Here is a 23,380-nt window from a genome sequence, read left to right on the forward strand (position 1 = left end):
TTACTTTCCGAGCATGGATCTAATTTGATCAGTAATATAGCTCCTCAGGTTTTCCGCCTGTTGAGCGCCGCTTTGGATGTACCCGGGATCCAATGGTTGCCCCTTGTAGGTTTGCCAATCACCCGGCATCTTTGGTCCCTTTGAAGAATTGAACGTCGCTGGCAACCCTTGCGTATTTGCCGGATCGTTCAGTAGAGCGCTTTGCTGTGCGGGCGTCAACTGATCGAAGCCAGGTTGTGCCTTGATCCAACTTTGCGGAACGATATGGTCCGCCGCGAGCGTTCCATCTGCGGGTACAGTCTGCCCCGTCAACGGATCGACATACGTTCCCGTTGCGTTGGCACTTGCGCGCATCGCGTCGTTGGGAGACTTAACACTGCTCCCTGTGTTTGCATTCGATGACGCGTTGTCATCCCCACCATTGCCTTCGCTCGATAGAATCGGCGCACCAGGCGTCAGGACCGGCGTAGCGGTCACCGTCGGACACAGCGCACCAGGCCCACACGGCACAACCGTCGGCGTTACTACCGCCGTTGCGGTCGGCGGAGTCCCATTTCCACCGTTCGTTACGTCAACCAACGGATTCGCATCGCCCTGCGCCGCGGTAGGAGAACGCAGACGTGTATTCGCCAAATCGTGCGGCAAGTTCCGCACATCCTGCCCAAGCTGCTGCGCACCACGCGAGAACTGATCCCACTGGCTTAGACCGAAGTCCTTTGCCTGCTGGCCAAGCGTGTAGTCGAACAACCCGCCCGGCACCTTCTGGCTATTGATCCACGCGAGTTCCCCGGTCAGTCCTGCCGCCTCTTGCGGGCTCACATAGTTCCGGGTCCATTCAGGACTGTTCGGCGAGTACTGCGCCCAGCACTGCACAGCATAGCACGCTGCTTCCGTCAGCTTCTTTTCTTCCGCCGCATCCCCATTCGCATGGTCATGGATCTTCGCCTTCTCGTCGTCATGCAACTGCCGATTGTAAAGGTCTGCACTAAGCGCCCCATTCATCCCACTCAACGCACCGGACGAACCGCCCAACGCCCCCCCGGCCGCAGCACCGGCCAATCCTGACGCCAGGTTAGACAACAGCGTACCTCCGAGCGTGTCACGCGTCGTACCACTGACTGCGTTGCCCGCAATGTCGCCCGCCAGAGTACCGCCAAGGGCTCCAGGAACACTGCCGCCTCCCATACCAGCGCCAACGCCCGCTACCACCGCATGCGCAGCGACCCGCGCCGCGCCGTCGTCGGCCCACAATGCGTACTGCTGGCTCGCTGCCGCGTAATCAGCCTTCGCCTGCGCCATCCCCGCCGTGTCACCTCGCGCGAGCGCATCGTTATAGTCCTTTACTGCCTGCTTCGCCGAGTCGACCGCATTGTCCTGCATGCGTTGGCCAATGTCGCCCACCACCTGCATGCCGACCTGCCCCGTCATCTGCTGGATCGCCATGCCGTTCTGCACCTTCTGTGCGTCGAAGGTGTTCTGCACCGATCCGTTCGCATTCGCCGTATCACGGCTTAAGCCCGCGGTAGAGTCCTGCCCCGTGCCCGCATCGCCGCGCACGATTATCTTCCCCGCGCTCACTGCCGCGTACGTCGTACCCGACGCGCTACTGCTCGTCCCCGCTGCGGAGAAGCCACTCGGACCAAAACCCTGCGAATTCGACGGCCCGGGTGTGCTGCTGCCCGCCTGCTTCACCGGTGTATTCAGATTCACGCCGTTCGGGGTGCTCTGTCCGAAACTGCCGCTCACCCCAAAGCCCATCGACTCGCCCGAGTAGCTCGCCGTATTCTGCAGATTGGTGAAGCCGAACGTTTGCGTCGACAGGGAATTCCTGTCCGCCGTCGCCGTAGTTGCAAGCACCCCGCCGTCCAGTTGCGTGTGATTACCAACATACACGTTGTAGCCGCCGCTGCCCGCATAGATGCCGCTCTGTTGAACGACAGACTGGTAATTGTTCTTGATGGTCTGGTCACTTGCGCTCGCCGAGCCACTGACGGTCGTGCCGTAACAGATCGGTGGCACGCAGATGCTCGCCTGAAACCCTGCGCTTGTCTGTTTGCTGTCGTACGTATTCGTGTCCTGCTGGCTCGCGATGTTCAGATCGCGTCCGACGTTTGCATCGACGGTATTGCCCGCCACTTCGGCACCGCGCAGATTCGTGTCGCGTCCGCTTGTCAGCGTCACGGTGTTCGCAGCATTGATCTGCGTATCACGATTGGTCACGCCGTTGCCGTTGGCATGCCCATTTGCACTGTTGGCCGAGAGTTCGATCGTGAAACCGTTCTGCTGACCACCCAGCGCAAGGCCAACCCCGATGCTGCCCCCGCTGCTGTTGTTGTGGCTCGACTGCTGACTCGTGTCCTGCGCACTCTGGAGATTGATGTCACGCGCAGCGTTGAGCAAAACGTCCTGCCCGGAAATCTGTGTGCCTCGCGCATTGATATCGCCATCGGTCGCAAACCCGTTCGCATCTTTCGCTCCGCTTCCTGTCGCGACGATGCTGACCGTACCACCCGCATGCAGCGTGCTGCCGTCGTTCATCACCTCGCTGCTCTGCGAGTCGCTGTGGCTGGAACCACCTCCGATACTCACCGTCGCCTTGATCAGCGGTTGACCCGCCGGCCCTTTGGCGGTGGCTACCTGATATGCGTTGTAGCCTGCAAGCCCTGCCTGTGCTGTGTCGAGCGCGGCCAGGCGCGAATCGCCTGCATGGTTCGCGTTATTCATGCTCTGGTTGACCGTCGCGATCGCATTGCCCACCGCTCCACCCAGCGCCAGGCTCACGCCGAACTGACTCGAACTCTGGCTCGCGCTGCTTTGCGTCGCATCGGTGCCGGGGTCGAGGTTCACGTTCTTGCCGATCAGCGTGAGGTCCTTGCCTGCGCTCAGCTCAGAGCCGGCCACCGTCACGTCCTGGTATGCATCCAGCGTCACACTGCCCTTGCCACTCACGATCTGGCTACGCATCGTGCTCTGCGTCTGCGCGGCCGTGTCCTGCACCGAATGGTTGTTCGACACGCCGACGGTGAACCCCGTGGCCGTGCCGTTGCTGCCCAGGCTGCCGAACTGATGACCGCTTGAATCCTGATGGTTGGCGCTCGTATCCAGGCCCGCCAACACGTTGATGGCGCCCTGCTTGGCCACCAGATCGACACCCTGTGTCCCGGTAATGCCCGAACCGATCACATTGATGTCGCCGGTATTGCTCTTCACCACCACGCTATTGGCCGACACCGTCGTCGAGGTCTGAGTGGTCTGCGCCTGCGTTCCGGTCGAACTGCTGCGCCCTGCGTTGTACGGCGAAGGGCTCGTGCCGCCGCTATTGGCCGTACCACTGATCCACCGGCCGACGTCGCCCAGACCTGGCGACGCCAGCGAAATGCCCATACTGGAACTGCTCGACTGCGCGCTCTGCTGGAGCTGATCGGTCGATGCCTGTAGCGTGACGTTGCGGTTTGCCGTCAGCGAGGCCGTGCCGCCTGCGCTGATCGTCGAGCCAATGATCGAGAGATCGCCGTCAATCGGCTGGCCGTTTGCATCCTTCACTGCGCCGCCCGTGGCGGTCACCGACACATTGCCGCCGCCACGGATCGTGCTGCCCGCGTTGGTCAGGCTCGATATGTCAGTCGTGCTCGAACTATGACTACTGCCGTATGACAACGCAATCGACGGCGTGTCGGCCGCACTCGCGCCAATCCCGTTCAGAACGTTCTGCGTGCGCTGGAACGCATTGCCGGAGGACGCGTTCGCTTTCAGGTCGCGCGCCGCATCAAGCGGCGTTCCTTTGACTGCGACCGTCAGGCCGCTCGAACGCGCCTCCTGCTGATCGTGTGAGCGCGCGCTGTCCTGGGACGGATCGATGATGACGTTCTGACCGGCGATGCTGATGTTGCCTGTTGCGCCCGCGACGTCACCCTCCGCCTGCCCGGCGATGATGTCGCTGCCACCAATATGAACGTCCTTACCCGCGGAAATTGTCACGTTCCCTTGTACAGCGCCGACCGTGCTGCGCGACTGGCTCTGCGTAACGGAATTCGCGTCGTACTGGTCCTTCTGCTCGCTCGACCCGACGCTGAAGCCGATACCACCACTTCCCGACAATCCAGAATGCTTGACGTCGTGATACTCCGAATCCTGATAGGTATCGGTTGCGGCAAGGATATTCACGTTGCCCTTCGCACCAAGCGCAACACCATTCGTTCCAACAATGTTGCTGCCGGTCACGTTGATGTCCTTGCCACTCACGACAGTCACGCCATCCGCCGAAATCGTACTGCCGTCCGCATAAGTCGCGGTTTGATCGACCCGATTAGCGGCACTGGTGTGACTCGCAACGCCGCTGTGGCTGTGCGTCTCATCGCTGTTGGAGACGTGCGTCTCCATCGTGGCGCCCACGTTCACATTCCCCGACGCCATCAGCAGCGCGTTGCCCTTGTCCAGCGAGACCGTGCTACCCGTGACATTGATATCCTTCCCCGACACGATCGCGAGACCGTCGCCGCTCTTGAACTTCGTGGCTGTCACTTCGTCGTCAGACGTGTGCAGCGACTCGGAGTAGTCGCCGTGATGGTCGCTGCCGGAACTATTACTGTCGACCGTCGATGTCGCGGTCGCCGCCTGCAACGTCACGTTGCCCTTGGCGGCCACCACCCCGCCGCCGCCAAGATCGATGTTCGCGCCTGTCGCCGTAAGATCGCCCCCCACCGCGATCGAAGACACTCCGCCAATCTTCACGCTGCTGCCGACGTCGCTGACGATGTGCGTGTCCGACACGCCGTTCGCCCGTGCGACCACCTTTGTCTCCCCCGTCTGCAACACGCCAAGATCCCAGTTGCCACCAATGCTCATCCCAAGCGCGCCGCCAACATTGAGCGTAGCCGCTCTCTGCTCGAAGTTGCCCCCCGTCACGATGGCTGCATTGCCCGTTACGTTGACGCTGGCCGCAGGCCCGAGTGTCGTCGTGACACGCGTGGCACCGGTAGCGCTCACCTGGTCAAGGGTGTTGAGCGCCGTGTTCAGAGCCAGATTTCCGCCCGCCTGTAACGCCAGACTGCCTGCGTTCAGAGTTGCCGACGTCAGGTTCACGTCGGCCTTCGTCACAAGCGACATCTGGCCGGCACTTTGCAGCGTACCGAACGAACTATCGATGCTCTGCCCGCTGATCGCGAAACTGTTCGCCGCCTTGATCGTGCCGCTGTTGGTCACCGACTGCGCGTTCTGCAGATCGATATTCGTTGCGGCGATCACCGGCCCATTGCCCATGTTTTCCTGATTCGCCTTCGCCAGGTAGACCACCGGTACCAGGACCGCCTGTCCGTCGACAATCTGAGTCTGCATGATGACGACGTTCGTCGTCAGCTGCGCTACCTGTTCGGGCGACAGGCCCGTACCTGGCGCCACATTGAGCGACTTCGCGAGTTGCGCACCCGACGTCATCAGGGCCTGGAACTCGTCCTGCGTGCTCGCATAGTTGGTGAGCACCGACTTTCCGGTCATCGCAAGAATCTGGTCCTGCACGAGCTTCTGCTCATAGAACCCGTCGCCGAGTCTTAACTGAATCTGGCCGGGATTCATGCCCATCTGGTGGAAGTAGTAGTCGCTCGAGAGCCACTGCTGCTGGTTCGTGAACGCGGAGTTCGTCTCAATCAGATACGGCGCGTTCGGCGCGGGGTCCGCGTGGAAGAGTCCCCCTGCTGGCACGGTAATGTTATTGAGCACGTTCACGGCCGTCGCAGCCGCGATGGTCGGATTGTTCGAGTTGGGAAGGCCGCTATTCAGGATGCGGCCGCCCTGGACTGCCACCGCGCCCGCATGTGAGCCACTGCCTGTACTGACCGACCCGCTCACCAGCCCGGCGCCAATCGCCCGCACGTCCTGCGCGCCGACCGATCCATTTACCACGCCTGCGCCAATCGCCCTCACGTTCTGCGCGCCGATTGTGCCGCTGACGGCACCAGCAGCGATGATTCCGGCTCCCAGTGTGCCGATGGTGCCGCTAACCGCATTGGCTCCCGTGCCGGATACGGTCTGCCCCGGCAACAGGCCGAGCGGCGTCACGCCGGCGTTGCCCGCCATGTTGTTGATCGTCACACCGGTACCGCTGAGCGTGCCCCCGGCGGTGAAGGTGGATTCATAGGCCGGCAACGCGTACGAGCGGACGTCCGCTGGCGCCGCCTGCGTGTAGCCGCCAGGACGGGAACCGACGAATGGCGCGTCGCCGAACGGCAACTGCCAGTTGTGTTCGCTGTTGTCGTAATTGTTATAGTGATATTCACCCGAATACGTGACCTGAACCTGCGGAGCGCTCTGACCTCGCCAGCTATCCTGGTCAATGGTGACCGGCGAAGCGATATTGCCCGCCGCCGCAACCTGGCTCCAGTAATTCTGAAACGTACCGACCGACGCCGCGTTCAGGTTACCGCCAGCGATAATCTGCGATTCGGGGCTGACCGATGTGACCGTATTGGCGACTGCGACGCCTGTGTAGGTGGTGTATTGATAGCCGCTGTTCCACTGGCCGCCGTGGGGGGGCACCGTGTAGACACCGCCAATCATGGTCAGGAATGCCGGATTGTCCGGAGTGGTCCAGCCCACGTCCTGACCGGAGCACGCGGCCATGTTGATCGCAGTACACCCGGACAGGCTGATACCGAGTTGGGCCAACAGAGCAGGATCGACCGACGACGTGAACCCGCCCGTCGTCATCACGCGACGTGTGTTCGTGACCTGATTGGCGTGGATCTCCATGTCGCCGCCCGACTGGATCAGCCCAGACTGATTTCGAATCAGATTCCCGTTGGTGTAATTGCCGTTCGCATCCTTGCCGCCCGCGAGGACCACCCTGCCGAGACCATAGATGGTAGTCATCGCCTGGGTATCGGCAGCAGTTGAATCGTCGCGATTCTCGATGTCCGCAGACAGCAGTTCGAGCGTTCCGGCGCCGTCGGTTGCGCCGATCAGTGCGCTCGTACCGAGATTCGACAACGTCTGTGCAGCGCTGAGCGACACGCTGCCGCCGACGATGGTGCCCGTATTGGTCAGCGTATTCGAGTGCGTGGCGAGCAGACCGCCGGCGCCCAGCATTCCTGAATTCTGAATATCACTTGCATTGATCGTAAGCCCATTGACGGCGGTAAGGGCTCCGCCGTTGCTGAACGTTCCCGGCAATGTGAAGGTCAGATTGTGGCCCGCACTGAATCGATAATTGGGCGAAGTGGTGAAGTTTCCTTGCAGGTTCAAGGTCAGATCATTCACTGCACTGTAGGTGCCGCCGCCTCCCAATGCATTTGCCGTGACCGACAGATTCCGGGATGCGATGATCTGGCCGCTCGTGGCAGTCAGCGTATTGGTCGAAATTCCAATGTCGCCGGTCGCGCTCGCTACATTGCCGATCGCTCCGCCGGTGTTGTCCAGATTCGCGGTGTTGATCTGCAAATTCGCGCCACTCAGTTGCCCGCCTTGCGTATTGGAGATCGAGGTGGCGTTCAGCGTGACCCCGCCGTTGCCGCTGATCGAGCCCATGCCGGACGCGCCAGCCGCATTGCGGTTGGCAATCTGGCTACCGCCGTTGACCGTCGTCGCGCCATTGCCGACGTTGGTGATCGCGCCGCCCGAATTGTCGATCGACGATGCGCCGAGCGTGAGCGTGCTGCCCGCTGCCGCCCCGCCTGCACCGATGATACCGCCAGCATTGAACAGTGAACCACCACTGGTGGCGGTCAGTGCTGTGCCCGACGAAAGACGTCCATTTGTGTTGTTCAACGTCGTCTGAACGGACGCGTATAACGCGCCCTGCGAAGCCAGCATGCCGCCCGTGTTGTCGAAGCTGCCGACCGATATGGACGCCTGCCCGTTGCTCACAATCTTTCCGCCTACGTTGGCCAGCGAGCCGCCGCCGCTGCCGGGGCGAATGCTCAGGGTGCCCGTGCCGGCGTGGGTGATTGTGCCGCCATTGTTATTCAACGATGCGGAGGCGAGTATGAGGTCCGTGCTGTTGGTCTGGACCGTGCCGCCATTCGAATTGTCAAGCGCACCGCTGACACCGAGGTTCATCGCGCCGGTGCCGAGCTGGGTGATCAAGCCACCCTCGTTTGTCAGGTTTGTTGCGGTCAGAGCCAGCTGGTTCGTGGTGATCCTGCCGCGGCCGTTGTCGAGCTCCGCCACCGTCATCAGGACTTTATTGCCACTCACGACTCCGTTCGTGTCCCGGAAGGACGTGGCGTTTGCTGTGATCACCTGTCCGCTCAACGTGCCATTGCTGTTATCGAGCGTTCCGCTGACGGTCGTGCTGAGGTTGTGGGCCGCTGTGATGCTGCCGCCGTTGGTCAGCGATGCGGCCTGGACGGTGCTGTCGCCCGACGCGGCGATCGTGCCTCCGGTGTTGATGATGGCCGAGCCACTCGCGACGCTCAGGTTGCCGTTCGATGCAAGTTGCCCGCCAGTGTTGTTCAGCTCGCCAGCAATGGTCACATCAAGGCCGGTTTGTCCGCCGATAATGCCACCCGTGTCGTCCAGACTGCCCGCGCTCACCACGACCTGTCCGTTGCTGATTATGGAGCCTCCAACATTGGCGAGGGCGCCCGTACCATTGGATGCATTCACCGACAGGACGCCAGTGCCGGCGTGCGTGATTGTGCCGCCGTTGTTATTGAGCGTCGCAGGCGCGAGCGTGAGGTCAGTACTCTTCGTCTGGATCAGCCCGCCGTCGGAATTATCGAGTGTGCCGCTTACACCCAGACCCATTGCGCCGGTCCCGAGCTGCGTAACGGAACCATGAGCGTTGGTCAGGTTGGTGGCAGTGAGACTTAACTGATTCGCAATGATCCGGCCGTTGCTGTTGTCAAGCTGCGGCACAGTAGCGGACACGGTATCGGCGCTAATCGTCCCGTTCCCGTTCTTCAGCGACGCTGCACTGGCCGTGACCGTCTGCGCGCTCAGCGTGCCCGCGCTGTTGTCGAGTATGCCTGTCACGATGGCGTCAAGGGTCTGGGCCGCCGTTATGCTGCCGCTGTTCGTCAGCGACGCGGCGCGCACCGTCGTATTGCCCGATGCGGCGATCGTGCCGCCGGTGTTCATAATCGCTGAACCGCTTGCGACGCTCAGGTTGCCGTTCGATTCAAGCTGCCCGCCTGTATTGTTGATGGCGCCGGTAACGGTCGCGTTCAACCCCAACTGGCCGCCTATGATGCCGGTCGTGTCGTCAAGGCTACCCGCATTCAATGCGATCTGACCGTTGCTGATCATCGAGCCGCGGACGTTGGTGATCGCGCCCGTACCATTGGGCGTATCGACGGAGAACGTGCCGGTTCCGGCATGCGTGATGGTGCCCCCGCCGTTGCTCAGCGTTCCGGCAGCGACCGTCAGGTCCGCGCCCTTGGCCTGGATCACGCCGCCGCTTGTATTGTCGAGCGTGCCACTCACGTCGAACTGCGTTGCGCCCGTGCCAAGTTGCGTGATCGTGCCGTGCTGGTTCGTGAGGTTCGTCGCCGTCACACTGAGCTGGTCCGCAGTGATGGCGCCGTGGCGGTTGTCGAACTCCGACACAGTAGCCGACACGGTATCGGCGCTGATGGCGCCGTTCGCATTCTTCAGCGAAGCGGCACTCGCCGTAAGCGTCTGCGCGCCAAGCGTGCCGCCACTGTTGTCCAGCATGCCCGTTACGACGGCATTGAGATTCTGCCCCGCCGTCACGGTGCCGCTGTTCGCCAGCGACGCTGCATGCACCGTTGTATTGCCCGACGCGGCGATGGTGCCGCCGGTGTTCGTGATCGCCGAGCCGCTCGCGACACTCAGATTGCCGTTCGATTCGAGTTGCCCACCGGTGTTATCGATGGCGCCGGCTACCGTCGCATTCAGTCCTGCCTGCCCGCCAATGGTTCCGCTCGTGTCGTCGAGAGTACCTGCGTTCAGCGCGATCTGGCCATTGCTGATTATCGAGCCGCCAACGTTGGTGACGGCGCCCGTACCACTGAATGCATTCACCGACAGGATGCCGGTGCCGGCGTGCGTGATTGTGCCGCCGTTGTTATTGAGCGTCGCAGGCGCGAGCGTGAGGTCAGTACTCTTCGTCTGGATCAGCCCCCCGTTGGAATTATCGAGTGTGCCGCTTACGACCAGACCCATTGCGCCGGTCCCGAGCTGCGTAACGGAACCGTGAGCGTTGGTCAGGTTGGTGGCAGTGAGACTTAACTGATTCGCAATGATCCGACCGCTGCTGTTATCGAACTGCGGCACGGTGGCCGAGACCCGATCGGCGCTGATGGTCCCATTCGTGTTCTTTAGCGACGCGGCATTCGCCGTGACCGATTGGGCGCCCAGCGTGCCCGCGCTGTTGTCGAGCATCCCGGTTACGCTCGCGTTGAGGTTCTGTCCAGCCGTGACGCTGCCGCTGTTCCTTAGCGAAGCCGACTGCAAGGAACCGTTACCCGCTGCGGAAATCGTCCCATTGCCGTTTGTGATAGCCGAGCCGCTGGTGACCGCCAGGTCACCGTTCGAGTCAAGCCGGCCGTTCGTATTGTTCAATGCACCGGCAACGGTCGCATTCAAACCGGCTTGGGCTAAGATCGCGCCGCCCGTGTCGTCGATGCTGTCGGCAGACAGAGCCGCCCGCCCGTTTGTCGCGATCTTCCCGCCGACGTTCGTCAGCGCCCCCATTCCGTGGCCCGCATCAATCGCGAGCGTCCCGGTGCCGGCATGGGTAATCGTGCCGCCGTTGTTGTTGAGCGTCGCTGGTGCCAGGGTCAGATCCGTGCTGTTCGTCTGGATTATGCCGCCGCTCGAATTGTCGAGGATGCCGCTTACACTGACGCCCATCGCACCCGAGCCCAGCTGGGTGAGCGTGCCGTTGCCGTTCGTCAGATTCGTGGCATTGACGTTGATCTGGTTCGCCGTGATGTTCCCGCCGCGATTGTCGAGCTGCGGCACCGTTACCGAGACCGTCCCGGCGCTGATCGTTCCATTTGCGTTGCGGAGCGTGGCAGCGTTCGCCGTAAGCGCCGCGCCGCTGAGCGATCCACCGCTGTTGTCGAGAGCACCTGAAGTTGTCACCGCCAGTTGCTGTGCGGCCGTCATCGTCGCGCTGTTCGTCAGCGAGGCCGCGCTAATCGCCGCATTGCCGTTGCCACCGCCGATGACTCCACCTGTCGTACCCTGCGCCGTCGTGCCTGCCGCGTTCGTGATCCGGCCGCTCGCCGCGAGCGTCAGACCATCGCCATTACCGGACACGATGCGCCCAGCGGTGTTCTCTACGTTTGCGCCCGACACGTTCACCGCACCGGCCGCTTCAAGCCGGCCCGCGGTATTGTGGATGTCGCCGCTCAACGTCACTTTGAGCGCCTGTGCCGAGGTTACGGAGCCCGAACCGTTCTGGAGGCTCGTCGCCGCAATTACCGCTGCGCCGTTTGTGGCGATGCTGCCTTGACCGTTATCGAGCGCACCGGTCTGAACGTTCAGCGCACCCGTGCCCGCCTGACTAATCGTGCCGTTCTCGTTGGTCAGACTGCCCGAGCTGATCGCGATATTCCTCGCGTTGGTTGTGACGCTACCGCCCGTATTGTCGAGCGCTCCCGACGCAGTCAGCGTCGTGTCGCCCGCGCCCGTTTGCGACAGCGTGCCGCCGCGATTCGAGATGCCACCTGCCGTCACGCCCAGTTGCGCCGCGCTGATCTGCGCATGGTCGTTCGTGACATTTCCTGCAGCATTGACGGTGAGGCTGCCGCCCACCTGTAGCGACGCGCCCGTATGCACAATGTTGCCCGCGTCGCCTCGCTCGCCCGTCGCGCTCAGGGACGCATTGCCTTTGGATAGCGTCTGCCCCCCCGCCATGTTCAGACTGCTAGCCGACAGCGCGAGGTTGCCGCCTGCCATCTGCTGACCGGTGGCCGTTACACTGCCTGCGCCCGTCACTGCAAGACTGCCTGTTCCCGCGACGTTACCGTTGGTATCCAGGCCAGCACCGAGCGCGCCCGTCGAACTGACGCTCGCGCCCGCGATAGACGTATCGCCGAGCGCAGCGATCGTGCCGCTATTGCTGACCTGCGCCTGGCTATTCAGTATCGTCTTCTGGGTTGCATAGACTGAGCCGGTGTTTGTGACATCGCCGGCTGCGGAAATCGTAACGTTGCCGCTTGCACTGGTCGAGCCTGAGAGGCTTACCTTGCCCTGGCTGCTGAGTTGCAGATCACCGGCCTGCGAGGCGATCGTGCCGGCGCTGTTGACGCCAACGCCCGCATCCGTACCGACCAGCATGATCTTGCCCGCGTACATGCCGCCGAGCTGCGCGACGTCGATCGCCACGCCCGGGTTGTTGCCGTCGGTGCCGAGCGATTGCACATTCAGATCGCTGTAACGTACGTCGTTGTTTCCGGCGACGACGTTCAGCGACTGCCCCGCCCAGATCTTGCCGTTCACTGCCACGCTCCGCGCGATCAGGTCGACCTGATCCACGTTGCTCGCGTTAAGCCCCGCTGCGCCAATCTCGATATGACCGCCTGTTACATGGAAAGCATCGAGACTGCCCGTGCCGCCGAAGACCGGCGTGCCTGTCGTTAGGACGCCGCGGCTCGTGTTAATGAACCCGCAGCCGTTACAGTAAATGCCCGCCGGATTAGCGACCACCACCTGGGCCTTCTGGCCCGCCACTTCCGTGTAGCCGAGCAACTGACTGGCACTGCCACCCACGACCTGATTCACGATGACGCGCGCGCCGCCGGCACCGAGATTCGGATTGCCGGTCACGTATCCACCCAACTGCGTCTGAACGTTACTGCCGGAATTGTTCAGAATGAGGCCTTGCGGACCCACGTTGTACTGGGTGTACGAGTTGTTCGATACGCCGGCGCCATTGGGCGCGGTGATCTGAACGATGGGCAACCCGTTTGCCGTGACACCCACCGCTGGCTTGCTGCCGGCCACAGGTGCCGCGACCACCTGCGCACCGACCCACAGCGGCTGCATCCCGAGCGCACACAACGCGGCAAATGCGACATGCCTCATCGATAGCATGTCGACCAGGCCTACTCGTGCCCGATCCAGCGGCGCACGACGAACGGCGCCGGCTGAACGCCCCTTGCCTGACGCCGATGCCGTTTCCTGAACAGCCGTCCAGAGCCCCCGAGCTGCGCTGAAAATGACCCGATAGATATTCTTGTTCATAGCAGGAAACTCACGCTAAAACCGGCCACCGGCCAGTGGTTCGGAAAACGCGCCGGCTGGTACAGAGGACCGCCGATGAAAACGTCGTAGCTGACCTGTCTGAATGCGCTGCCGCGTAGACCGACCACGGCTCCCACGAGACGGCGGCCAAGCAGATCGCTGGCTCCGGGGCCAAACACTTCGCCGCCATCCAGACCGACATACAGCGACTGGCCAAAACGTGGTAACGGAAACTCGAGGTCATTTCGGAAGAAGAATCCCTTCTCCGCCGCAAGCATCGTGTTGCCGTCGAAGCCGCGCACGGTATAGCGGCTGCCAATCGAAAAGTATTCGGTGGGATAAAGCGTGTTAGGCGAATTCTGCGCACGCACCGTTGCGCTATATCGCAGCGGAAAGCCTGCGACTACAAAGGGAACACTCAAGGTCGCATCGAGCGTTTGCATCCGGTAGTAATAGGTTGGCGCGCCGATGCCCACGGCGGACAGGTCCTGCTGCGCGCCGAACCAAGGCACACCCCAGCGATAGGCAAGCGTGCTGTCGAGCTGCGCAGCGCCGATGTAGTGTTTATGCTCCCAGCCGATTTCCGCATAACTGTTGTCGCGGTGCTGAACGCCGATCTCCGTGCCGTCGATAAACGCCTGGCTAAAACGCTTGCCGACGCGAAACTCCACCATGTTCTTCTGGACCTGATTGCGATAGAACTGGTATTCCGTCTTGACGTCGAAGGTGCTCGACTTGCCGCTGGACACGAGCGTCGCGAACGCTCCTGCAATCTGCTGGTGGTAGTCGTACTGGCTAGCGGTTGCGGTGAATGTCCAGTTGCCCCATGGGATGGAGTAGTACGCGCTGCTGCCGCGCGTACCATACTGGCTCGTGTGCCCGTTGATGTCGTGGTTGTAGCTGACGTTAAGAAGGTCGGAGAGTCCGAACGGATTGTCGATCGTCAGGCTCACGTTGCCCTGCAGTTGGCCGGTGGATTTAAGCCCGCTGTCGTCGGCGCTTGCCGAGAGCGCCCACGGCTTCGTGCGTTTGACAGAAATCACGACGTCGCTTTCGCCGGCCGACGGACCCGGCACGATCTGCATGTCGACGTCCTGATTCGGCACGCGCTTCATCTGCTCGAGGCCTTGCTCGAGGTCACGCAGATTCAGTAGATCGCCTGCGCGCGTGGGGAACGCATTGCGCCATGTGCCGTACGTCGACGGATCGGCAAAGCGAATGGAGCTGATAATGCCGGGAATCAGTTGGAGCTTCAGCTTGCCTGTCGACAGGTCCTGTGGCGCAATGACGACGCGCGTCGTCGAATAACCCTTCCCGATAATGCGCGCCATCACGCGATGCACGATCAGATTGAGCCCCTCACGGCCGACGCATTGACCGCGATAGCGCTTGAGATAATCGCTGGCGAAAATGAGTTCGCCTGGAAAGAGCGGATTGGGAGATAGTGCACGCGACCCGGCCGACTCTACCGGGTCGCTCAGGCCTGACGGCACTTCGAGCGTCAGCTCCTCGAGCTTGAAGCATGGTGTTTCGATGGGGAGTTTGCCGTCGTCCCGATCCGCATGCTCGGCCGGTTGGAGCGCGACATTCGGTGCGCTGACCGCACGCTCGCGCTCGATTGCCTGCTGCTGCGCGCGGCGACGCTGCTCCTGTTCCCCGAGCGGGTCGATTGCCTGTGCGCTTGCGCCAGCTATGTGCGAAGCCGCCAGCAACGCTGCGCATACCGACAGGAACTGCGCCAGCGTTCGCCGACGCCAAAAGATGATGTCTTCCCATGAGCGCGTCGCAGACGTGAGGAGCGACGAACCAGCAGCGCGCGCGCTACGGCTAGGCGGCGCTGGTTTGCGGAGCCAGCCGGCGTGAGCCAGCGCAAATGGTGAAAAAAACGGATGCCCTGCCGGGCTTCCCGTCATTTCTGCGAGATTCCCTGAGCCCGCTCGCGCGGCCCCGGCGCGCGCGTGCATACCCCGCGGCCTGCCCGTCGCAGGCCGATTTACCCCGTAGGTCATTTTATTATCGTCCGACCAATTCTGTAATTCGCGGTAATCTACCGAAATTTGCAATGATGCAGCGCAAAACATTGCAACATATGCGGAAATACAACGGACCTATGCACCGTGCATCGGGATGTAAGGCGTGCTTTTGTGCAAGCGCGAAACCTGCGCTAGCGGGCGGGTCGCCAACCGGAGAAACGAATCGTCGATGAGAACTTACGGCGCGAGTGACGTCGCTGTGCCTGACGCCTTTGCATACGGCGGAAATCACCCAATGCGGAGCTATGGCGCGCCACGGTCGGAATGGGAACGCGATGGGGAGCATGCGCCGTCGCCACAATGGACGTCATGCTTATCAAGCGTCGTTGGTCGGCGCGATTTGTTTCGGGCATTCGACGTGATCCTCGGCCCCCAGCAATATCCTCAGCAAGGTTAATCAGCTCCTCGCCTTTGTGGTAACTTCCAATGACGGCATGATTTCCATAAAGGAGCATGAGCATGGGTTTCAGTTTCTTCGCTCTGGGCGTTGCGCTGGCTTTTCTCGGTCTGGGCATCTTTGCGGAGCACAGCCGGCGCCAGGAAAACGAGCGTCCGCATCGGCGTTAATCGAGTTTTCTGGCGTGCGTGCAGGCTCAATGCCGTACCTGGCCGCACCTTTCGGGCGCGGCTTTTTCGTTTCTGGAGGGAGAGCGCCCTAACCCTTGACGTTCCCATCGCATTAGCGGCGGCGCCGTTTGAAGCGGTCTGCATGACTGTTGGTAGTGTCGTAGATCAGATCTCCCGGGCGTTGCGGGTACCGAAATCGAGCCGGAGGGGGCGATCCACGCCAAGTTCATCGACGTGGACTGCCTGGACTCAGTTCGGCCTGCCGCCCTCGGCGCCATGGCCTGTCGAGGGGCCAAACGGTCGTTTGTCCCCGCCGGTCGAGCGTGGCATCCAGGAAGGCTGGATTATCCGCGTCGACGTCGTCGAGTTGGCCGCAGGTAGCGAATACGACTTGTGCAGAGCGTCCCGCTCGTCCACATCAAGTCGCTGTCGCGCTCACAAGTGTGGTCGATGGCGGCAGTCGTCTCGCGCCTGCTCGCTATGGACTGAAGAGCCGCACTTTCCTGAACCGTGATGGGCCGACACTCCATCGGGCCGATTGGTTTTTTCATTTTGCGGAGCCAACTTCAACTGCAAGGAAACGGAATTAGAGAGTGGCTCGCTTTCCGTGAGATTGAAAAAGGGGAAATCATGAGATCGCCAGGATTCAGATGGAGGTGCCTGCCGACACAACTGCGGCTTTGAACATTGGAGCCACCGCCAACGGCAGTAACCGACCCGATTCGGTCCTTCAGTCTCGCCCTTAACGGTCGTTCGTCGGGACGAAGGCAGATCAAAGTCCCTCTAGGCGAATCGCTCGGCCGGAGCGTCTTTGCCGAAGGCTCCCTTCACATTTATTGCCTTTACCGAACGAGGTCCGACGAAGAAAGCGCGAGCAGCCGGCACCCGTTCATATTGGTCGGCACAAATATTCATCAGCATCCGCGCTCGCCGTACTCGGCCACCCGATGGACATCTTTCGGGCCGAACTCAATCGCTTGCACGGCTCGAGCCTGGCCGGAAACGGTATAGCCATCTAATAAGATCGAGAATTGATCTTTTGCGTCAATGTGTACGGGAAACGTCAAGTTATACCAGACGGTTTCGTTGCCTGGAGCCAGCACTTCCTTGTCTGTCACCCGGCGTGCACCGGCGAAGACCCGAGCTGGCCGGTAGGCCTTTCCAAGGTATTCAAGCGTGATTTTGCCGAACTCCATATCGAACCCTTGTGGACCCGGAGTGATTCCGACTTTGACCACACTAGTCGTTGGTAAAGGCCGGTTGTACCGTCCTGCCGGGCTGTTGAGCTCCTCTTCGCCACGCATGCGAACGTCGAGCGGAACAAGCAGGATTCCGCCTACGCATTTAGAGGAGAGGGCATGTACAGCGAGGACGCGCATATAGACAGTCGAATTGTCGAGACTCAACGCGTCGACGTCGCCCTCATGAGGAAGCTGCACTGTTTCGAGCCCGATCGCACGGCTCTCAAGCTCATGCGACCATTCGTGTGAAAAGCATCCGGACAAAAGTGAAACGCCCAGCGCCGCAAGCGTCACCGCGACAGATCCGAATGTTCTCATTTTCCGCTTCCTTAAAAGGTCGTTCTTGATTTTCGACTACAAACGTTGGACACCGCTTCGAGCCAGCGGCTACTCGTAGCTTGATGCTCTCCGGCCTGCATACGCGATGCTGCTTGCCACGCGTGCAGATTCGTCCATGTCAACTCGTGGCACAAGTGAAGCGCGAAGCGCAAATTCGTGCGTTCGGCATGGGCGTGACTGATACACCATGCGACGATCGTGATTGTCGCCGATCTAGCGGCCTAAATCGAGCGTGCGTGACTGGCCGGCATGGGAACTACAGGCCGAGGATCGTGACGCAACTGTGCCTGAGACGATTTTCGCTGGTCCACGTCTCGATTTGCGAAATCATCGCGCCGAGCGCGACACAATTCGCGGTCATACTCTCAGTAAACCTTTCTTTCGAATCGGTGAAGAGGAAGCCAATCTGCTGCAGCATGTCCGGCTTGGAGGTCTCCATTTCCAGCCTACTTCGGACGCCCGCAAGGGCTTCTATTATCTTTTCCCAGTCAAGCATGCTGATCTGAGTGAATGCATAGTGATCGTAAGTCGGCTCGAATCTTTCGATCGTCGGCTCGATATACCCAAACACCTCTTCCTCGAAAAACAGCGAACCATCGTTCCAGCATCGATTCGTATAGGGGCCCGCCATGACTTCGACATAGGCAGTACCTTCCAGCGATGAGGGGTCTGTTATCGCCCGGACTCGGCAAGCGAAACTCATTGGTCAAAACTCCTCGAAAAATACGCAGGCCAGCCCGGCGACCGAACGCGCCGATGGACTCCGGCGTGAGGTCGATGCGCGAAGCATAACCCGACCCAGAAGGGACAGCCAAGCTGCTCCGAAGCGGTCATTCCCTTGATCTGTTTCACTCGGTCATGCCGTCGCGGCGCACTGCTCTACGTCAGACGTGCGGAGTTACGAAACGCGAGAGTTCTGAATTTTTGTCGACGAGAGAATGTGCCCGCACCTGCGCACTTCGACGCCCGTATTTAGTGCTCGTCGAGGCGGGTGATCCACGCAGACCGCTTTGACCTCATAGCGGCAACACACAGGCCGATGACCGCCATCGATGCACACAGGGTGACGATTAAATTCCCCGTTCCGAACGACTTCGCGAAGTAGGTGACCAGAAGCCCGGCCAGCGGTTGAGTTACGTTGTTCAGGAGCACTATCAGGCCGACAGTCTTCCCGAAGTCCTCTCTAGGAATCAACTTTTGCCGAGCACCCCTGATGAAGACGCTGAACATCTTGTCGAAGCCGATAACGAGAACGAAGCCACATGTATAAATAATAGGGCCGGTTATCCAGCCAGTCAGTAGCCCACCAACCACTATCAACGCATAGGAAAAGGTTCCTGACAAGCGTGGAGACATGTTTGCATGTGCCACGATCATCAGGACTATAACGGTCGCAACTGCGCCAGCGACCTGGAGGGCTGCATAATGAGATGCGGACTGACTATAAATTCCCGTAAACACTGCGGCCGACGTTGCTAGGGTGACACCGATAACGAGGTTAACGCCGGCGGCCAGCAATATCAGCTCCAGAAGCCCCCCAATCGATAGAATGTGGCGAAAGGCAACGAGATATGGGCTAAGCCAGCTGGTGTGTTTCGGCCCGACTGCGTCAAGTTCAAGATCGACGGATTCCTTCCAGTTCGCGAACGCCATGTCGGATATCAGGAACAGAACGCCGGCTGCGATCACAACATATTCCCAAACCCAGACATCCAGTAGGGCCGCTGCGGCGATCGGGCCAACCACGGTTCCAAGCTGGTCAGCAATTTGCGTGTACGACAGAACTTTCTTGTATTCAAGCCCATGGAAAACGTGAGGAAGCATCACCTCGCGCGCCATGAACCCCTGCGTGGTCAGCATACCGCTTCCTGCCGAAATCGCGATCAACCAACTCAGTCCTCCGACCGCTGCATAGCCTGCCACACAGACAAGGCACAGGACTGATCGGAAAATCTGGCTGAAATGAATCAACCTGATAGGTGATATGCGATCGCAAAGCACACCGCAGACCGGGAAGGACAGGTAGCGCGGCAGTGTCTCGCAGAAGAAAGCGATTCCGGACCATGTGACGCTTCCTGAAACCTTGAATACCACCAGCGGGACGATAAACAACAATATCTGATCAGCGAATCGCGTCAGAAATAAGGAAACGAAAAACGATTGACCCCGTGCTTGCATCGGATGTCCTTTAAATTACTTCACGCGGACGGCGTCGGTGAATCAGGACGCGCTTCGCATCGTGTCGTGGTCATAACTCGCGCCATGCTTGACCCCATTACTGAGCCAATCGTCAGTTTCTCCGCTGAAACTTTCACAATATTTCGCGAAACCTGCAAGCGAAGGAGACGATCCGACAAGCATGAAAATTATTAGTCGATGTGATGGAGAACAAGGTCCTGACTGCTAGGCGTCCATTTCTGTGCGCTTACCTGACAGGCCTTGCGCCTGTCATTACATCCCCTGAACTATCGCCTATTCAAGACGACAAGGCAAAGCTACTTTGCCCGTCTCCGTGCGACCCCGTCACGGCCAATCATCGTTCCGAAAAGCGGACGGTCCCTGCTTCATTCTTCTCTTCGTTATCTCAGTCATTCTCTTTGTAGCTGTCTTTCGCTTTCTTGTACCTGTTGTCAAAGGGCTTTATCTTCAGCAACGCGGCACGGCTTGTCATACCGCCCACAAGAGCAATTCCAAAGCCGAGAAGCAAGACGATTTTCGCCGCTACCGGAGACAGTTTGCATTCAAGTGCTATCGCCGCAAGTCCAGTGCCAACGAGGATAAGCAGCAATCGCAGCCACGACGGGAAATTCCCATCCTCTATTAATCTGATTTTCACTGTCCTCGCTACGCGCTGTGCCACGAATATGTGCGCGCCAATTGTTGACGATCCTGGCTCGGATGTCGAAGGTCGGGTGATGGCCGGCTCCCGTCCCCGCCGAGTTTCGACCCTTGTTTCGATGGTCAGAGCGGAGGCCTGTCCAGCTTTACCCACTGCTGCACGGCTTCTCGTTCCCATTGACGCATCGCGTACGACGCCAATTTGGCAGGTACCTTGTCACCATTCATGACGAGGCGATTCAACATCAACGCGAGGTCCGTGTCAGCAATACACCAATCACCGAAGAGGTTCGATGCATCCAGTGAGAGAAGCCGGTCGACTGCAAAGTACAGCTTCTGCACTGCCAGTTCCGCTGCGGCTGAAAGCGCCGGGGCCTCCTTCTTATAAAATACTACCTCCGTCGAGCGCTCCTGACGAATGGGCATCAGGTCGCTTCTAAGCCACGCCTGAAGTTGGCGCGCCCTCGCCCGATGATTTCGGTCCCGGGGATAAATCGGCGTTTCAGGGAATGTCTCGTCCAGGTACTCGGTGATTGCCGTTGACTCGGATAGCGCGAAATCGCCGTGTACCAATGTAGGAACACGCTGAGTCAACGATTCGACGGCGTAGGGCTCTGCACGGTTGGCGCCTGTTCCAAGATCAACCGCGAACAGCTCGAACGTTAGTTGTTTCTCCTGGAGGGCGACGAACACGGACGTCGCGTAGGGGCTTGCGAATTGTGCGTCGGCATATAAGCGAAGCGGAGCCTCGGGCATGGCGCCTTCCTGGGTGATTGTTGAATTTGCGGCTCGATGCAAGCCAAACAAATGAACAGCGGGGTGATTGTCGGCGATCTGGGCGCCGGTGTCGACCGGCCGCTTTTGGCCGCACTGAGCCCGATCGCGTGCGACACATGCCAGATCACAACGCGCGCGGGGCCCAGCCGGCCGGCACCGCGCTTCCGCTATGTGAGATTCAGTCCCCCATCCGAGAGCAGAATTTCGCCCGTCAGATAATCGGAGGCGACTAGCAATGCCACTGCCTGAGCAATATCGTCTGGGCTGGCGGCCCGTCGCATGGGCGCGCGTTCTTTCCATAGTCGCTGGGCTTGCGTCCACTCTGCCGTGAGCGGCGTATCTACCAAGCCAGGCGCGACCGCATTCACGCGGATGTCCGGGGCAAGCGAAAGGGCGAGCAGGCGCGTCATGTGGTTTAGCGCAGCCTTCGTCGCCGCGTAGGGAATGGATGCACCTTTAGGTCGCACACCGGCGTGCGAGCTGACGTTCACGACGCAACTCGATCGTCCTCGCGCCGCGGCTTCGCGCAGCGCCGACTGCGCTTCGGCTATAAGGCGAAACGGCGCTACAACATTGACTTCATGCAACTCCCGCCAAACGTCTGGCGTGGCCGCTGCAAGATCGATATGCGGAATCACTCGACTGATGCCGGCGTTATTGATCAAAACGTCGAGTCGACCCCATACGGCTATTGCTTCGCGGATAAGCTTGATTCGGTCCTCATCTCTGGCCAGATCCGCTTGCACGTAGGCTGCGGACCCGAGCTTTTGTGCCAATGCGTGACCCGCTTCGACAGAACTTCGCGAGTGCAGGATGACGGAAAATCCGTCCATTGAGAGGCGCCGGGCAATCGCGGCGCCGATGCCGGAAGTCGAACCGGTGATCAAAGCAACAGGAGGCGGGTTTTCCATCTATGGGCTGACGTTGAGTACTTGTTGTTTTCGGGCGTGGACAACGCCGCGTCGACAGTTCTTCCGACTGGGCGATTAACGACCGACCAATACGGCCGCCGTCTAGTTCATGCACGTCGCCAATTGTCGACGAATCAAAAGGCAATGTCGAAGGTCCCAAACTGGCCGTTCTCACTCTTCCTCACGGCTGGGCTCCATTGTCTTTTGCCCGTCCTGGGAAAGCGGGTCTGATAGTTTTCAGCCGCAGAAATGCGCTTCATCTTCTTTTCGAGCTTGCGATCGTATTGTCGGTCGTTGGACTCTGACGCTCGAGACTTGCGAGCCTACTGCTTGACGAAGCGGCCAACCTCCCAGCCAGCCGAGTTTTCGTGCGAGGCGTTGCCATGTATCGATCTGCTGATAATCCCAGTCACGCCTTTATCAGCCTGACGCCGATTGTCGACGATTCAGGCGCTGAGGGCGAGTGACCGTTCATGGCCGGTGGGTGACCTGGTGTCCTAGTTTTATCAACTCACGCGCCCAGTGTTGAGCATTAGCCTTTCCCAGCCGCCGCCCACCCCCTCTGCATCGCCCCCAACAACTGCTTCCACAAAAACTCCGCCGCCGGCGCCAAACGCCGGCCAACCCGGCGTATCACCTGGCTGCTGAAGTCACGTGCAATCGGATGATCGATCTCCAGCGCAACGAGCTTGCCCGCATCGAGATATTGCCGAGCGGCATCAGTCGACATGAACGCGACGCCAAGCCCCGCCGCCGCAATCGCTTGCGCCGCGGCGAACATATCGCACCGGTAAGCCGGTGTCAGGCTGAGCCGCTCCGCGCGAATAATCGAGTCGACATACTGCTGAACGCCGAAACGCGGCGGCATGAAAATCAGGCGGGCATCGGCAAGCTGCTCGAAGCGGATACGCTGCAGTCCCGCCAACGGATGCCGCGGGCTCACAAACGCGCAGAACGGCGCGGCGCGAAACGTGCGCGAGCGTATCGCCGGGTCCCTCGCCCCGCCTGCGCATAGGCCAAGATCGACCTCGTCGTTGCGAACCATCGCGATGATTTCGGACGTCGCGCCCGTATGCAGGTCGACGACGATATCCGGAAATTGCGCGCTAAACCGCTCGAGTACGATCGCCATCAGATTGCCGACAAACCCTTCGCCGCACCCGATGCCGATCCGTCCGCGCCGCAGCCCCCGATAGTCCTCCAGTTGCACCAGCATCTCCGCGTCACGGCGCCGGCTTTCACGAAAGTGATCGACGAGACTCAGGCCGATTTCCGTAAGCGTCACGCGCCGGCCCTGCCGCTCGAGCAGCGCCACACCGTGCGCGCGCTCCAACTGCGTCACCTGCCGGCTGATCACCGACGCATTGATGCCGAGCGCGTCCGCCGCCGCCCGCACGCCACCATGCACGGCGATTTCATGCAGATAGCGCAGGCTCCGTGGATTGAGGGCGCCTGTCTGAGGGATATCGGTGTCGGTTGACATGCTTCCTTGACTGTTGACATCGGAGTCAACATTATCGACTGA

The 23,380-nt window shown here is 60.4% G+C and carries 9 protein-coding genes and 1 pseudogene; all 10 read right to left on the reverse strand.

Features of this window, described 5'->3' with window-relative positions; all coding sequences use genetic code 11:
• The 10 genes and pseudogenes from ACEN8U_RS27995 to ACEN8U_RS28040 all read right to left on the reverse strand — a co-directional run bounded on the left by ACEN8U_RS27995 (position 1) and on the right by ACEN8U_RS28040 (position 23,338).
• Positions 1-12,999 carry a hemagglutinin repeat-containing protein gene (locus tag ACEN8U_RS27995; protein ID WP_310105764.1) on the reverse strand — a complete coding sequence of 4,333 codons (12,999 nt, stop codon included), beginning with the start codon at positions 12,997-12,999 and terminating at the stop codon, positions 1-3.
• A 72-nt stretch (positions 13,000-13,071) separates the two neighbouring features.
• A pseudogene (locus ACEN8U_RS28000) lies at positions 13,072-13,149 on the reverse strand (ESPR-type extended signal peptide-containing protein); the annotation flags it as partial.
• Positions 13,146-14,861, reverse strand: a complete 1,716-nt coding sequence (locus ACEN8U_RS28005; protein WP_413658102.1) for a ShlB/FhaC/HecB family hemolysin secretion/activation protein — start codon at positions 14,859-14,861, stop codon at positions 13,146-13,148. The pseudogene ACEN8U_RS28000 and the gene ACEN8U_RS28005, both read right to left, overlap by 4 nt.
• A 1,802-nt stretch (positions 14,862-16,663) precedes the next feature.
• The gene (locus ACEN8U_RS28010) at positions 16,664-17,308 is read right to left on the reverse strand and encodes a hypothetical protein (protein ID WP_413658105.1); all 645 of its coding nucleotides are present in this window, start codon (positions 17,306-17,308) and stop codon (positions 16,664-16,666) included.
• A gap of 277 nt (positions 17,309-17,585) precedes the next feature.
• Positions 17,586-18,032, reverse strand: coding sequence for a hypothetical protein (locus tag ACEN8U_RS28015; RefSeq protein WP_413658108.1), 447 nt, complete (start codon positions 18,030-18,032; stop codon positions 17,586-17,588).
• Positions 18,033-18,301: 269 nt separating this feature from the next.
• Positions 18,302-19,507, reverse strand: a complete 1,206-nt coding sequence (locus tag ACEN8U_RS28020) for an MFS transporter (protein WP_015001938.1) — start codon at positions 19,505-19,507, stop codon at positions 18,302-18,304.
• 406 nt (positions 19,508-19,913) lie between these two features.
• Positions 19,914-20,165, reverse strand: coding sequence for a hypothetical protein (locus ACEN8U_RS28025; RefSeq protein ID WP_041745033.1), 252 nt, complete (start codon positions 20,163-20,165; stop codon positions 19,914-19,916).
• Positions 20,166-20,290: 125 nt separating this feature from the next.
• Positions 20,291-20,923, reverse strand: coding sequence for a glutathione transferase (gene yfcF / locus ACEN8U_RS28030; RefSeq protein WP_015001937.1), 633 nt, complete (start codon positions 20,921-20,923; stop codon positions 20,291-20,293).
• A gap of 188 nt (positions 20,924-21,111) precedes the next feature.
• Positions 21,112-21,855 carry an SDR family NAD(P)-dependent oxidoreductase gene (locus tag ACEN8U_RS28035; RefSeq protein WP_041745031.1) on the reverse strand — a complete coding sequence of 248 codons (744 nt, stop codon included), beginning with the start codon at positions 21,853-21,855 and terminating at the stop codon, positions 21,112-21,114.
• 532 nt (positions 21,856-22,387) lie between these two features.
• Entirely contained in the window at positions 22,388-23,338 is a 951-nt protein-coding gene (locus tag ACEN8U_RS28040) for a LysR family transcriptional regulator (protein WP_368580740.1), read from the reverse strand.
• Positions 23,339-23,380: the final 42 nt, after the last annotated feature.

Source organism: Paraburkholderia phenoliruptrix (assembly GCF_047325075.1).
Classification (GTDB): Bacteria; Pseudomonadota; Gammaproteobacteria; order Burkholderiales; family Burkholderiaceae; genus Paraburkholderia; species Paraburkholderia phenoliruptrix.

Coding starts and splice junctions, on each gene's coding strand:
- ACEN8U_RS27995 (WP_310105764.1), bottom strand. CDS start 12,999: ATGCTATCGATGAGGCATGTCGCATTTGCCGCGTTGTGTGCGCTCGGG.
- ACEN8U_RS28010 (WP_413658105.1), bottom strand. CDS start 17,308: ATGAGAACATTCGGATCTGTCGCGGTGACGCTTGCGGCGCTGGGCGTT.
- ACEN8U_RS28015 (WP_413658108.1), bottom strand. CDS start 18,032: ATGAGTTTCGCTTGCCGAGTCCGGGCGATAACAGACCCCTCATCGCTG.
- ACEN8U_RS28020 (WP_015001938.1), bottom strand. CDS start 19,507: ATGCAAGCACGGGGTCAATCGTTTTTCGTTTCCTTATTTCTGACGCGA.
- yfcF (WP_015001937.1), bottom strand. CDS start 20,923: ATGCCCGAGGCTCCGCTTCGCTTATATGCCGACGCACAATTCGCAAGC.
- ACEN8U_RS28035 (WP_041745031.1), bottom strand. CDS start 21,855: ATGGAAAACCCGCCTCCTGTTGCTTTGATCACCGGTTCGACTTCCGGC.
- ACEN8U_RS28040 (WP_368580740.1), bottom strand. CDS start 23,338: ATGTCAACCGACACCGATATCCCTCAGACAGGCGCCCTCAATCCACGG.